13 protein-coding genes and 1 tRNA gene are annotated in these 13,092 nt (G+C 72.9%); 9 read left to right on the forward strand and 5 right to left on the reverse strand.

Annotation, left to right across the window (positions count from 1 at the left end):
* The first annotated feature begins 12 nt into the window (after positions 1–12).
* On the forward strand, positions 13–1,053 hold the full coding sequence (locus BJ983_RS19365; RefSeq protein WP_179795311.1) for an LLM class F420-dependent oxidoreductase: 1,041 nt from the start codon (positions 13–15) through the stop codon (positions 1,051–1,053).
* Between the two features lie 71 nt (positions 1,054–1,124).
* Here the strand turns inward: BJ983_RS19365 and BJ983_RS19370 are convergent, their stop codons facing one another.
* Complete coding sequence (locus BJ983_RS19370) at positions 1,125–1,703, reverse strand: TIGR03086 family metal-binding protein (RefSeq protein WP_179795312.1); 579 nt, start codon at positions 1,701–1,703, stop codon at positions 1,125–1,127.
* Positions 1,704–1,855: 152 nt separating this feature from the next.
* On the opposite strand from BJ983_RS19370, the gene BJ983_RS32440 reads away from it, so the two are divergent.
* The gene (locus BJ983_RS32440) at positions 1,856–2,728 is read left to right on the forward strand and encodes a helix-turn-helix domain-containing protein (protein WP_179795313.1); all 873 of its coding nucleotides are present in this window, start codon (positions 1,856–1,858) and stop codon (positions 2,726–2,728) included.
* Position 2,729: 1 nt separating this feature from the next.
* Here the strand turns inward: BJ983_RS32440 and BJ983_RS19380 are convergent, their stop codons facing one another.
* Positions 2,730–3,401: a TetR/AcrR family transcriptional regulator gene (locus BJ983_RS19380; RefSeq protein ID WP_179795314.1), complete on the reverse strand. Its 672-nt coding sequence runs from the start codon at positions 3,399–3,401 to the stop codon at positions 2,730–2,732.
* 241 nt (positions 3,402–3,642) lie between these two features.
* On the opposite strand from BJ983_RS19380, the gene BJ983_RS19385 reads away from it, so the two are divergent.
* The 5 genes from BJ983_RS19385 to BJ983_RS19405 all read left to right on the forward strand — a co-directional run bounded on the left by BJ983_RS19385 (position 3,643) and on the right by BJ983_RS19405 (position 10,064).
* Complete coding sequence (locus BJ983_RS19385) at positions 3,643–4,851, forward strand: acetyl-CoA C-acetyltransferase (RefSeq protein ID WP_179795315.1); 1,209 nt, start codon at positions 3,643–3,645, stop codon at positions 4,849–4,851.
* A gap of 47 nt (positions 4,852–4,898) precedes the next feature.
* Positions 4,899–7,067 (forward strand): 3-hydroxyacyl-CoA dehydrogenase NAD-binding domain-containing protein, encoded by a 2,169-nt coding sequence (locus BJ983_RS19390; RefSeq protein WP_281376527.1) that lies wholly within the window; start codon positions 4,899–4,901, stop codon positions 7,065–7,067.
* A gap of 123 nt (positions 7,068–7,190) precedes the next feature.
* A complete protein-coding gene (locus tag BJ983_RS19395) occupies positions 7,191–8,339 on the forward strand; it encodes a CaiB/BaiF CoA transferase family protein (protein WP_179795317.1) in 1,149 nt (382 codons plus the stop codon).
* Positions 8,340–8,408: 69 nt separating this feature from the next.
* Entirely contained in the window at positions 8,409–9,719 is a 1,311-nt protein-coding gene (locus tag BJ983_RS19400) for an alpha/beta hydrolase (protein WP_179795318.1), read from the forward strand.
* A 24-nt stretch (positions 9,720–9,743) separates the two neighbouring features.
* Positions 9,744–10,064, forward strand: coding sequence for a hypothetical protein (locus BJ983_RS19405; RefSeq protein WP_179795319.1), 321 nt, complete (start codon positions 9,744–9,746; stop codon positions 10,062–10,064).
* 56 nt (positions 10,065–10,120) lie between these two features.
* On the opposite strand, the gene BJ983_RS19410 is transcribed toward BJ983_RS19405, so the two are convergent.
* Positions 10,121–10,288 (reverse strand): hypothetical protein, encoded by a 168-nt coding sequence (locus BJ983_RS19410; protein ID WP_179795320.1) that lies wholly within the window; start codon positions 10,286–10,288, stop codon positions 10,121–10,123.
* 245 nt (positions 10,289–10,533) lie between these two features.
* On the opposite strand from BJ983_RS19410, the gene BJ983_RS19415 reads away from it, so the two are divergent.
* Complete coding sequence (locus tag BJ983_RS19415) at positions 10,534–11,532, forward strand: aldo/keto reductase (RefSeq protein WP_179795321.1); 999 nt, start codon at positions 10,534–10,536, stop codon at positions 11,530–11,532.
* Positions 11,533–11,620: 88 nt separating this feature from the next.
* Here BJ983_RS19415 and dprE2 read toward each other — a convergent pair whose 3' ends face one another.
* Complete coding sequence (dprE2, locus tag BJ983_RS19420; RefSeq protein ID WP_179795322.1) at positions 11,621–12,364, reverse strand: decaprenylphospho-beta-D-erythro-pentofuranosid-2-ulose 2-reductase; 744 nt, start codon at positions 12,362–12,364, stop codon at positions 11,621–11,623.
* A 68-nt stretch (positions 12,365–12,432) separates the two neighbouring features.
* Here dprE2 and BJ983_RS19425 point away from each other — a divergent pair, with 68 nt between their 5' ends.
* Positions 12,433–12,756 (forward strand): P-II family nitrogen regulator, encoded by a 324-nt coding sequence (locus tag BJ983_RS19425; protein WP_179795323.1) that lies wholly within the window; start codon positions 12,433–12,435, stop codon positions 12,754–12,756.
* A 204-nt stretch (positions 12,757–12,960) separates the two neighbouring features.
* Here BJ983_RS19425 and BJ983_RS19430 read toward each other — a convergent pair.
* A tRNA-Tyr gene (locus BJ983_RS19430) sits at positions 12,961–13,041 on the reverse strand.
* Positions 13,042–13,092 lie beyond the last annotated feature (51 nt).

The following is a 13,092-nucleotide window of genomic DNA, read 5'->3' on the forward strand; positions in this document are numbered from 1 at the left end:
AAGGAACCAGCAGTGAAGATCGGGATGAGCCTCGCCTACAGCGGTGAGGGGTTCCGCGAGACCGTCGACCAGCTCGTCGAGCTGGAGAAGGCCGGTCTCGACGCGATCGCGGTCCGCGAGGCGTACACGTTCGACGCCATCAGCCAGATCGGCTACATCGCGGCCCGCACCGAACGCCTCGAGCTGGCCAGCGGGATCATCCAGATCTACACCCGCACCCCGTCGTTGACGGCGATGACGGCGGCCGGTCTGGACTACGTCTCGAACGGGCGGTTCACGCTCGGGATCGGCGCGAGCGGCCCGCAGGTCATCGAGGGCTTCCACGGCATCAAGTACGACGCCCCGCTCGGCCGGACCCGCGAGATCATCGACATCTGCCGTCAGGTGTGGCGTCGCGAGAAGGTCCAGTACTCCGGCAAGTACTACGAGGTGCCGCTGGCCCCCGAGAAGGGCACCGGCCTGGGCAAGCCGCTGAAGCTCATCAACCACCCGGTCCGGGCGGACATCCCGATCCTGCTCGCCGCCCTCGGCCCGAAGAACGTGCAGCTGGCCGCCGAGCTCGTGCAGGTGTGGGAGCCGTTGTTCTTCCACCCGGGCAAGGCCGAGGAGATCTGGGGCGAGTCCCTCGCGGCCGGGAAGGCGAAGCGGGCGCCCGAGCTCGGCCCGCTCGGCATCTCGACCGCGGTCGGGCTGGCGATCGGGCCGGGCGCGGGCGAGATGCTGCAGTACGTCAAGCCGACCATGGCGCTCTACATCGGCGGCATGGGCGCGAAGGACAAGAACTTCTACAACCAGCTCATGCAGCGGTACGGCTACGTCGACGAGGCCGAGGAGATCCAGAACCTCTACCTCGCCGGGAAGAAGGACGAGGCCGCCGCCGCGGTGCCCGACGAGCTGGCCCACGCCGTGTCGCTGGTGGGCAGCGAGGACGAGGTCCGCACGCAGCTCAAGCAGTTCGCCGAGGCCGGGGTCACCCAGCTCAACATCATGCCGCTGAACCCCGAGCACGAGGCCGTGAAGTCCCAGCTGGAGACGCTGAAGTCCCTGATCTAGGTGGCGTACCGCCCTGTGAGTACTCATCCGCGCTGAGGCACGGATGAGTACTCCCAGGCGCGCAGCGCACCTCAGGTGGGCGGCGTCCACCGCGGGTCGCGGCCGGAGATCGCGACGAGGCGGTCCAGCGCCGGCGCGTCGTCCGGCACCGGGACGCGCGGGGCGAACGGCTTGCCCTCGCCCTGGTAGTCGTCGGTGAGCATCATCGGCGCGAAGGCGAGCGACGCCTCGAGCCCCTCCTCGGCGGGCTTCCACGGCCGGCCGAGCGCCACCGCCAGATCCCAGCCGTGCACCTGGTACTCCCAGAGGATCATCGACAGCGCCATCTCCCCCGGCATCGCCGCCTCGCCGAGGGACAGCGGGCGCTCCGCGGCGCCGCCGGCCAGCGCGCTGTCGAGCGTCGCGGCCGCGGCGCGGATCGCCTCGCCCCGGTTCCCGTCGACCTCGGTGGGGCCGGCCGGCGCCCGTCCCTGAGGGTCGGCGTAGCCCGCGGCGAAGGTCGTCGACCAGCCGACCACGTGGTCGGTCAGGGTCGCGACGTCGAGGTCCGTGCAGGGCGTCGGGGCGTGCCACCGGTCGCCGTCGACCGTGTCGACCAGCGCGGCGAGGTCGGTGAGGACGTCGTTCAGCTCTCTCCGGGTGTCGGTCATGACGACGAGCCTGGCGGGCGGACCCGTCGTCGGGATTGAACTTCCGCGACAGCGTGGTGAGCGGAGCGACGGGCCGAGGGCGACGTGGTGAGCGGAGCGACGGGCCGGGGGCGACGTGGCGAGCGGAGCGACGGGCCGGGGAGACTGGCGCGGTGACCGGTCCGCGCCCCGTGGCCCGCGACAGCCGCGGGATCCTCGATCCGTGGCTGCTGCAGCAGCGGGTGTCGTTCGTGCGCCACGGCGTGCCGACCGACCTGGCGGGCCTCGTCGACTTCGTGTGGGCGGTGCGGTGGTCGCTGCCGCCCGGCGGCAACCATCGCCAGGAGGTCCTCCCCCACCCGTCGCTCAACGTCTCGGTGGGCACCCCGGACGCGCGCACCGGCCGGACGGAGCCGGAGGCCCTGCTCAACGGCGTGTTCCTCGACCTGGTCGACCGCGAACTCGCCGGGACCGGGTGGACGGTCGCAGCGAAGTCGACCGTGGGCGGCTTCGGCGCGTTCGTCGAGGACGTCTCGACCCTGCGGGACCGCGTCGTGCCCCTCGACATGATCGCCGGTCTGGACGCGTCGACGCTGCTCGCGGCCATGGGGCCGGACTCCGAGGACAGCGCGGCGGCCGAGCCGCACCGCGTCGCCGTGCTCGTCGACGGCCTCGGGGAGGCGGTCTCGCGGGCCGCTCCCGACCGTGTGGCGCAGGCCCGGGAGGTCGCCGCGGTCGCCCGGCTCGCCGAGACCGACCGGGAGGTGCGACGGCTCGACCAGCTCGCGGCCCGGGCGGGGATCGGCGGCCGCAGCCTGCAGCGCTCGTTCGCCCGCTGCGCCGGGGTCTCCCCGACGTGGGTGATCCGGCGCTATCGCCTGCTGGAGGCCGCGGAGGCGGTCCGCGACGGGGCACGGGTCAGCTGGACCGAGGTCGCCGGCGCCCTCGGCTACGCCGACCAGGCCCACCTCGTGCGGGACTTCCGGACGGCGCTGGGACGCACTCCGGAGGCCTACGCGCGGGAGGTCCGGCAGGGCCGCACGTAGGTCAGAGCAGCAGGACCCGGCACATCTGCTTCCACTGCGCGACGTGCGGGTCGGTCGCCGCCTCGCGCGGGTCGAAGCCGTAGGTCAGGGCGACGCCCCGCATGCCGGTGAGCAGCATCTCGCGGACCATCGGGTAGTTCTCGTGCTCGGCGTACGCCTCGAACACCGCGTCGAGGGTCTGCCGGATGGCTGCGCCGAGCCGTCGCTCGGCGGGCAGCAGGGCCGCCGCGAGGGCCGGGTCGGTGCGCGCCGCGGTCCACAGCTCCGTGGAGGCCCAGAAGTAGGGCTCCTGGTAGGTCGTCCACATCACGTCGACGATCCGGTCGAGGCGGGCGCCCGGGTCGTCGGCCTGCGGGGGCAGCTCCGCCGAGGCGAGGCCGTCGCTGGCGAAGCGGGTGGCCGCGAGGTGCTGGGCCGCCGCGACGAGCAGCGTCTCCTTCGACGGGAAGTGGTGCAGCAGGCGCCCGCGCGAGACGCCGGCCCGGGCCTGGATGGTCAACGTCGTCGTGCCCGCGTAGCCCGACTCGACGAGGCAGGCGACCGCGGCGTCGAGGATGCGCAGGCGGCTGTCGGAGGTGCGCTGCTCGCGTGAGCGCCGGACCGTGGCCCCGCGTCGCGTGCCCGTCTCGGCGCCCGGCGACGTCGGCGCGCTCGCCCCGTTCCCTGCGGCCATGCGGTCCTCCTCTCGGCTCCCCGGCGACGACCGATCGTCGCCGACGGTCGCCTGACGGTCAACGTTGACCGTCAGTGCGGCGAGCCGACCGCCTCCGGGGCGGAGGCGGCTCACTCCTCGTGCCTACCCGCCGGTAACGTCACCGGGCACCCCGTTGACACCTGACACAAACAGTCCATCATGACTGCCAGGAGCGCGGAGCATTCCGGTGCTCGACGCCGCTGGAGAAGGGACACCACCCGTGACCGAGGCATTCATCTACGACGCCATCCGCACGCCGCGTGGACGGGGCAAGGCGACCGGGTCCCTGCACTCGGTCAAGCCCGTCTCGCTGGTCGTCGGCCTGCTCGACGAGCTCAAGGCCCGCAACCCCGAGATGGACGTCGACCAGATCGAGGACGTCGTCCTCGGCTGCGTCTCCCCCGTCGGCGACCAGGGCGGCGACATCGCCCGCACCGCGACCATCGCCGCCGGCTACCCCGACACCACGGGCGGTGTGCAGCTCAACCGCTTCTGCGCCTCCGGCCTCGAGGCCGTGAACCAGGTCGCGCAGCGCGTCGCCTCCGGCTGGGAGGACCTGCTCATCGGCGGTGGCGTCGAGTCGATGTCCCGCGTGCCGATGGCCTCCGACGGCGGGCCCTGGGCCATGGACCCGGAGACCAACTTCAAGACCGGCTTCGCCCCGCAGGGCATCGGCGCGGACCTCATCGCGACGCTCGAGGGCTTCTCCCGCGAGGACGTCGACGCGTACGCGCTGGAGTCGCAGACCCGCGCCGCCAAGTCCTGGGCCGACGGCGCCTTCGACCGCTCGATCGTGCCCGTCAAGGACCGCAACGGCCTGACGATCCTCGACCACGACGAGCACATGCGTGAGACGACGATGGAGGGCCTCTCGGGCCTCAAGCCGTCGTTCGCCGGCATCGGCGAGATGGGCGGCTTCGACGCCGTCGCGCTGCAGAAGTACCACTGGGTCGAGCAGATCAACCACGTGCACCACGGCGGCAACTCGTCGGGCATCGTCGACGGCGCCGCGCTCGTGCTGGTCGGCAGCGAGGAGGCCGGCAAGAAGAACGGCCTCACCCCGCGGGCCCGCGTGGTCGCGACCGCCGTCTCCGGCGCCGACCCGACGATCATGCTGACCGGCCCGACGCCCGCCTGCCACAAGGTGCTGGCGAAGGCCGGCCTGACGGTCGACGACATCGACCTGCTCGAGATCAACGAGGCGTTCGCCGCCGTGCCGATGAAGCTCATGAAGGACCTGGGCTTCCCGCACGAGCGCACCAACGTCATGGGCGGCGCCATCGCGCTGGGCCACCCGCTGGGCGCCACCGGCGCGATGATCATGGGCACGATGGTCGACGAGCTCGAGCGCCGCGACCTGCGCCGCGCCCTCGTCACGCTGTGCATCGGTGGCGGCATGGGCGTCGCCACCATCATCGAGCGCGTCTGAATCCCCCCGGAACCTCTGCACGGAAGGACGAGTAGTTGAGCGAGAACATGTTCCGGTGGGAGCAGGACGGCGACGGCATCGTCACGCTGACGATGGACGACCCGGACGCCTCGGCGAACACGATGAACGCGCGGTTCGGGACGGACCTCGAGGCGACGCTGGGTCGCCTCGAGGCCGAGAAGGACTCGATCTCCGGCGTCGTGCTCACGAGCGCGAAGAAGACCTTCTTCGCCGGCGGCAACCTCGAGGACCTGCGGAGCTACGGCCCGTCGGAGGCCCAGAAGGCCTACGACCAGTCCCAGGCCATCAAGACGGCGCTGCGCCGCCTCGAGACCCTCGGCAAGCCGGTCGTCGCGGCGATCAACGGTGCCGCCCTGGGCGGCGGCCTCGAGATCGCCCTCGCGACCCACCACCGCATCGCCCTGGACGCCAAGGGCTCCAAGATCGGGCTCCCCGAGGTCTCCCTCGGCCTGCTGCCCGGTGGCGGCGGCGTGGTGCGCACCGTGCGCCTGCTCGGCATCGCCGACGCACTGCTGCAGGTGCTGCTGCAGGGCCAGCAGCGCAACCCGCGCGCCGCGCAGGAGGTCGGCCTCGTGGACGAGGTCGTGGACTCCCCCGAGGAGCTGCTGAGCAAGGCCAAGGAGTGGGTGAAGGCCAACCCCGAGGCCGTGCAGCCGTGGGACGTGAAGGGCTACAGGATCCCCGGCGGGACGCCGTCGGTGCCGAAGTTCGCGGCGAACCTCCCCGCGTTCCCGGCCAACCTGCGCAAGCAGCTCAAGAACGCCCCGATGCCGGCGCCGTACAACATCATGTGCGCCGCGGTCGAGGGGTCGCAGGTCGACATCGACAACGCCGCCAAGATCGAGTCGCGCTACTTCGCCGACCTCGTCGTCGGGCAGGTCTCGACGAACATGATCAACGCGTTCTTCTTCGACCTGCAGGCCATCAACAAGGGCGGCTCCCGCCCCGACGGCTACGAGAAGTACTCCGCCCGCAAGGTGGTCGTGCTCGGCGCCGGGATGATGGGCGCGGGCATCGCGTACTCGTGCGCGGTCGCGGGCATCGAGGTCGTCCTCAAGGACGTCGCCCTGGCCAACGCCGAGAAGGGCAAGGACTACTCGAAGAAGATCCTCGACAAGGCCGTCTCGCGGGGCAAGCAGACCCAGGAGAAGGCCGACGCGATCCTCGCCCGGATCACGCCGACCGAGAAGCCCGAGGACGCGCAGGGCGCCGACCTCGTCATCGAGGCCGTCTTCGAGAGCCCCGACCTCAAGAAGAAGGTCTTCGCGGAGATCATGCCGCACCTGGCCCCCGACGCGGTGCTGGGCTCGAACACCTCGACCCTGCCGATCACCGACCTCGCCACCGGGGTCGAGCGGCCCGAGGACTTCGTGGGCCTGCACTTCTTCTCGCCGGTCGACAAGATGCCGCTGCTCGAGATCATCTCCGGCGAGAAGACGTCCGACGCCACGCTGGCGAAGGCCGTCGACATCGCGCTGCAGATCCGCAAGACGCCGATCGTCGTCTCCGACTCGCGCGGGTTCTTCACCAGCCGCGTGATCGGGACGTTCCTCAACGAGGCCATCGCCATGCTGGGCGAGGGCGCGTCGCCGGCGGCGATCGAGCAGGCCGGATCGCAGGCGGGCTACCCCGCGCCGCCGCTGCAGCTGATGGACGAGCTCACGCTCACGCTGCCGCAGAAGATCCGCCAGGAGACCCGCAAGGGTGTCGAGGCCGCGGGCGGCGTCTGGGACGAGCACCCCTCGGAGCCGATCGTCGACCGGATGGTCGAGCTCGGACGCAAGGGCCGCTCGTCGGGCGCCGGGTTCTACGAGTACGACGAGGCCGGCAAGCGCACGAGGCTCTGGACGGGCCTGCAGGACGAGTTCCACGGCGCCACGGACTCGGACGGCCTGCCGTTCGAGGACATGAAGGAGCGGATGCTCTTCGCCGAGGCCCTCGAGACCGTGAAGTGCTTCGACGAGGGCGTGCTGCACACCGTCGCCGACGCCAACATCGGCTCGATCATGGGCATCGGGTTCCCGGCCTGGACCGGTGGCGTGGCGCAGTACATCGACGGCTACCCGGGCGGCCTGCCCGGCTTCGTCGAGCGCGCGCGCATCCTCGCCAAGGGCTACGGCGACCGGTTCACCCCGCCGGCGTCGCTGGTCGAGAAGGCCGAGAAGGGTCAGAACTTCCGCGACTCGATCGGCTGATCGAAGCAGTACCGGTCTGGACGAACGGCACTCTCGCGCACATCGATGCTGCGAGGGTGCCGTTCGTTCGTTCCGGGGGCGGACCACTTCCGGTCAGCGCTGACTGTCACTAGGGTGACGGCCATGGGTGTCCTGGACGGCGTCAAGGTGATCGAGGTGGCCGGGATCGGTCCCGGCCCGTTCGCGGCGATGGTGCTCGCGGACCTGGGTGCCGACGTGCTGCGCATCGACCGTACGAAGGCCGGCGGCCTGCAGCTGGGCGACCCGGCGAAGGACGTGCTGAACCGCAGCCGCCGCTCCGTGGCCCTGGACCTCAAGTCGCCCGAGGCCGTCGAGGTGCTGCTCGACCTCGTCGGTGAGGCGGACGTGCTGCTGGAGGGCTTCCGCCCCGGCGTCGCCGAGCGCCTCGGCATCGGTCCGGAGGTGTGCCGCGAGCGCAACCCGCGTCTGGTCTACGGGCGGATGACCGGCTGGGGCCAGGACGGCCCCCAGGCCCAGCGCGCGGGCCACGACCTCACCTATCTCGCGACGGCGGGGGTGGTCGGCCACGTCGAGGGTCCGGACGGCTCCCCCGGCATCCCGATGAACCTGGTCGGGGACTTCGGCGGCGGCGGGATGCTGCTCGTCGTCGGCGTCCTGGGCGCGCTCGTGGAGCGGGCCACCAGCGGGCAGGGCCAGGTCGTCGACGCGGCGATCGTCGACGGCGGCGCCCTGCAGATGGCGATGATCTACGGCATGCGGGCGCAGGGGCTCTGGCCCGGCGGCCGTGGCCGGAACCTGCTCGACGGCGGGGCGCCGTTCTACGAGACCTACCGCTGCGCCGACGACAGGTACGTCGCCGTCGGGGCGATCGAGCCGCAGTTCTACGCCGCCCTGATGACCGGGCTCGGGCTCGACGGCGAGGACATCGCCACCAACCAGTGGGACATCTCCCGCTGGCCGGAGTTCACCGCGCGGCTCACCGAGGTGTTCGCCACCCGCAGCCGCGACGAGTGGGCGGCCGACCTCGAGCCCACCGAGTCGTGCGTCGCCGCCGTGCTCGAGATGGAGGAGGCCGCGGAGCACCCGCACATCGCGGCGCGCGGCACGATCACCGAGGCCTTCGGCGTGCGCCAGCCCGCTCCGGCGCCGCGCTTCGACCGGACGCCGAGCGCCGCCCCGAGCACCCCGCCGCTGCCCGGCCAGCACACCGTCGAGGCGCTGACGGGCTGGGGCCTGGACGCCGACCGCGTCGAGAAGCTGCGCGCGGCCGGGGTCGTCAGCCAGACCTGAGCCGTTCCACCCGGCGTGGGCGACGGGCGGGATGGCACGATCACCGCACCGACGGCGACGGGGGGCCACGTGATCACGCCGAGGACACTCGCGCGGGCCCTGACGAACGTCCGGGACCGGGTGATCGAGGGCCCGCTGGCCGACCTGCGGCGGATGCCCCGGGTCGCGATCGACACCGGGCCGAGCGATCCGGACGCGTGGGCCGTGGGCCGGGCGCACGGCCTGGCCCGCGCGGGCCAGGTCAGCACCTACCGGTACGCCGTGCACCCCACCGCCCGGCTGCGCGGTGCGCCGGTCCTGCTCGTCTCGCCGCTCGGGGCGTGCGGGGTGGCGTTCGACCTGCGCCGCGGGTGCAGCCTCGTGGAGCACCTCGTCGGCGAGGGCCGGCACGTCCACCAGGTCGACGACGAGGACGTGATCGGCCACGACGCGCCGATCTCCGCGTCGCCCGCAGACCTCGCGCGGTGGGTCGAGGACATCCTCCCGCACGTCATCCGGACCGTCTCCGCCCATCACGACGGCGCTCCCGTGCACGTCGTCGGCTGGTCGATCGGCGGGCTCGCGACGCTGCTGACCGCCGCGGACGACGCGCGCCTGCCGATCGCCTCGGTGACCGCCATCGCCACACCGTTCGCCCTCGACCAGGTGCCCGAGCGGGTCCCGGTCCGGCCGCTGGCGCTCGCCGCCGGCGGGCCGGTGCTCGCGACCGCCCAGACCCTGCTCGGGCTGCTGCCGAGCCCGCCCGGGATCCCGGAGGCGCTGACCGTCGCCTCGGTCGGCACGTTCCTCACCACGCCGCTGACCGTCCTGTCGCACCTCGCCGACCGGGATTTCCTCGCCCAGCTCGAGGCGATCGACGACGTGCGGGCGATCCTGGGGGCACAGGCGGGCCTCGTCGGCTCGTCCTTCCACGCCATGGTCGACGGCCGGGAGCTCGCGTCCGGCCGCGTGCACGTCGGCGGGCACGAGATCGACCTCGGGCGCCTCGAGCGTCCGGTCCTGCTGGTCGCCGGCGAGGACGACACCGTCGTGCCCCCGCGGTCGGTGCGGGCCGGGTCGACCGTGTTGTCGTCCGCGGACGCCTCGCTGATGACGGCACCGGGCGGGCACCTCGGCGTACTGTGCGGGCGGGCGTCGCGCGACCGCCTCTGGCCGGCGCTGTGCGCGTTCCTCGACCGCCACGACCCGCCGGTGCCCGTGGAGTCCGGGCTGCCGTCGCGCCGGCCGCGCCGGGCCGCCCGGCGGCCCCTCCCCGCCGTCGGGACGACGCCGACGCCCCCGGAGATCCCGGCGACGGAGGGGTCGACGCCGGCGACCCGCGGCGGGCGCCGGGCCCGTCCGGCGCCCAAGCGGGCGACGCGCACCCGGGGACGGGACTGAGGACCCCTCGTCTAGGCTCCGGCCGTGGTGACCCTCCGCGAAGCCCGACGGGACAAGGGTTGGTCGCAGACGGCGGCGGTGTCCCGGCTCCGCGCCCTCGCCGAGGCGGGTCGCGTCGAGGTCGCCTCGGCCGCCAGCCTCAAGACCCAGCTCTCCCGCTGGGAGAACGGCACCGTGCCCGAGGAGCCGTACCGCACGCTGCTCGCGGAGCTCTACGAGCGCGATCTCGCCGATCTGGGCATCGACGTCACGCCGCACTGGGAGCGCAGCCACGAGATCCCGGGCCTGCTGGTGGAGATCCGGGACGAGCTGCGCGCGATCCGGGCCCTGCTGGCCGACCGCTGACACACGGACGCCCGCCGGGACCGGGTCCGGGCGGGCGTCGGTGGAGGCCGTGCGACTCAGGAGCGGGGACGCTCGACGGAGTGCAGCGGGGGGTAGTCGTCGTCGTCGGAGGCGAGCAGCAGGCTCAGCGCCCCGACCGAGAGCGTGCCGAGCGCGACCACGGCCTCCGAGGTGAGGTCGATGACGTCGGCGAGCGGGCGCAGCGGTGCGGTCAACAGGGTCACGCCTCGGTGCCTCCTAGACGAGTGATGGTGACCGGCGGACCAGACGGTGTCCGCCGCGGGCGTCACCCATCCTGTCGGACAGGTGTCACCCGTACCAGCGGACGCGGACAGAGTTCACACCCGCGTTTCAACGTCGTGCGACGAACGGGGGCGTGAGCGCGACGAACGGAGCAATGTCTCCGGTGGGCGGTAACGCCGCCCTTCCGGACGGCGGGTCGCGGACCCCGGTCCGTAGGGTCGAGGTCGTGCGCTTCCGCAAGCTGGGATCCAGCGACCTGCAGGTGTCCGAGATCTCCCTCGGCTCCTGGCTGACCTACTCCGGCGGGGTCGAGGCCGACGCCACCGCCGCCTGCACCCGCGCCGCCTTCGACGCCGGCATCACCTTCTTCGACACCGCGAACGTCTACGGCCGCGGGGCCGCCGAGACCGCCTGGGGCGAGATCCTCGCCGACTACCGCCGCGACGAGTACGTACTCGCGACCAAGGTCTACTTCCCGATGTCGGACTCCGACTCCGGCCTGTCGCCCGCGCAGATCGCGAAGCAGATCGACGCGTCCCTGCAGCGGCTGCGGACCGACCACGTCGACCTCTACCAGTGCCACCGCTACGACTCCCGCGTGCCGATCGAGGACACGATGGAGGCCCTCGCCGAGGTCGTGCGCGCCGGGAAGGCCCGCTACCTCGGCGTCAGCGAGTGGACGCCCGACCAGATCCGCGCCGGGCTCGAGGCCGCGCCGGACGACGTCACCTTCGTGTCCTCGCAGCCGCAGTACTCGATGCTCTGGCGTTCGCCGGAGGACGGCGTGTTCCAGACCTCGCAGGAGAACGGGATCTCCCAGATCGTCTGGTCCCCGTTGGCCGAGGGCGTGCTCACCGGCAAGTACCTCCCGGGCGAGGAGGTGCCCGTGGACTCGCGGGCCGCGTCGGACGAGATGAACGGGTTCATCAAGCAGAAGCTCACCGACCGCACCCTCGAGGCGGTCCAGCGGCTCCGTCCGGTCGCGGACGGGGCCGGACTGTCGATGGCCGAGCTCGCCCTCGCCTGGGTGCTGCGCCGCCCGGAGCTGGCGTCGGCGATCGTCGGCGCCTCCCGGCCGGAGCAGGTGCACGCCAACGCGAAGGCCGCCGGCATCGAGCTCACGCCCGACACCCTCGCCGCGATCGACGAGGCCCTCGGGGACGTCCCGGTGACCTCGCTCCAGCTGGGGCCGGGCGCCTCGGCGGAGATCACGCACCGCTCTTGAGCCCGGCCGTCCCCCCCGTGGCAGGGAAGCGTCGTTGCTGCCACCGGCTGACAGCAACGACGCTTTCCTGCCATCTGGGGGGAGGCGCTCAGCGCGGCATCCGGCGCCACACCGCGGCCGGGAGGACCCGCATGACGACGGCGAGCAGACGCAGCCGACCGGGCACCCAGACGACGTCGCGACGCCTCGCCAGGCCGTCGGCCACCGCGTCCGCCACCTGCTCCGGGGTGGAGGACAGCGGCGCGGGCGACAGGCCGCTGTCCGCCGTCATCCGGCCGATCACGAAGCCGGGCCGGACGAGCGTCAGGTGCACCCCCGACCCGCGCAGGGCGTCCGCGAGCCCGCTCGCGAACCCGTCGAGGCCCGCCTTCGCCGAGCCGTACACGTAGTTCGCGCGCCGGACGCGCCAGCCGGCGATCGACGAGAACACGACGATCTCGCCCCGCCCGCGTCCGCGCATCCGCGCCGCGATCCGCGTGAGGACGCCGACCTGGGCCGCGTAGTCGGTGTGCACCACGGCGAGCGCGTGGTCGGCGTCGGTCTCGGCGCGCTGCTGGTCGCCGAGCACGCCGAAGGCGACGATCACGACGTCGGGCGGGCCGTACTCCTGCTCGACCCGCGCGAGGACGCCGTCGTGGGCGGCGACGTCGTCGGCGTCGAACTCGACGGTGCCCACCCGCTCCGCCCCGAGGCTCGCGGCCTCCGCGCCGAGCGTGTCGGAGCGCCGCGCGGCGAGCACGACGGTGGTGGCGCGGCCGTCGCGGACGAGGCGGCGCGCGAGGGCCACCCCGATCTCGCTGCGGCCGCCGAGGACGAGCACGGTGGCGGACACGAGCGCAGAGCGTCCCAGGACCGGGGTCCAGGGCCTACCGTGGGCCCCTCGGATCCGGGGAGGGCCGCGTGAAGCTGGTGACGGCGGTGGTGCGCCCCCACGCGCTCGACGGCGTGCGTCGCGCGTGCGAGCGCCTCGCGGTGCTCGGCATGACGATCAGCGAGGTCCGGGTGCACGAGGCCGGTCACGTGCAGGTGCACAAGGGGGCGCGGGTCGCGGTCGACCTCGTGCCCCGGCTGCGGATCGAGACCGTGGTCGACGACGACGTGGTGGAGCGCCTGCTCGACCAGATCCGCGCGAACCTCGGCGACGCCGACGGCCGGCTCTCGGTGCTCCCCGTCGACCTCGTGCTGCGGGTCCGCACCGGGGAGCGCGGCCGCGACGCCGTGTGAGGGTGGCCCCGGGGACACAGGGGGGGGCGTGGCCCCGGGGCCGAGCCGGCCGCGGGGGGCACGACCGACATGAGTCAGATTACGCCACGAAGCGCCTCGGCGTCGTCGGGGGCCGCACGACACGACACGGTATTCGACGACCCGGACGACCGGCCCCGGACGCAGCAGAACCCCTGACCGTTCGCGCTGGTCAGGGGCTCTGTGTGGCGGGTGAAGGATTCGAACCTTCGAAGCTTTCGCGACGGATTTACAGTCCGCTCCCATTGGCCGCTCGGGCAACCCGCCGGGGTGCCGTCTCGCCGGACGGCGACGAGAAGACTACAAGCCGGTGCACCT

It is taken from the genome of Actinomycetospora corticicola, from assembly GCF_013409505.1.
Classification (GTDB): Bacteria; Actinomycetota; Actinomycetes; order Mycobacteriales; family Pseudonocardiaceae; genus Actinomycetospora; species Actinomycetospora corticicola.

Excerpts from the sequence above, each read along its gene's own strand:
- BJ983_RS19380 (WP_179795314.1), bottom strand. The coding sequence starts at position 3,401 with ATGGCCGCAGGGAACGGGGCGAGCGCGCCGACGTCGCCGGGCGCCGAG.
- BJ983_RS19390 (WP_281376527.1), top strand. The coding sequence starts at position 4,899 with ATGTTCCGGTGGGAGCAGGACGGCGACGGCATCGTCACGCTGACGATG.
- BJ983_RS19395 (WP_179795317.1), top strand. The coding sequence starts at position 7,191 with ATGGGTGTCCTGGACGGCGTCAAGGTGATCGAGGTGGCCGGGATCGGT.
- BJ983_RS19370 (WP_179795312.1), bottom strand. The coding sequence starts at position 1,703 with ATGACCGACACCCGGAGAGAGCTGAACGACGTCCTCACCGACCTCGCC.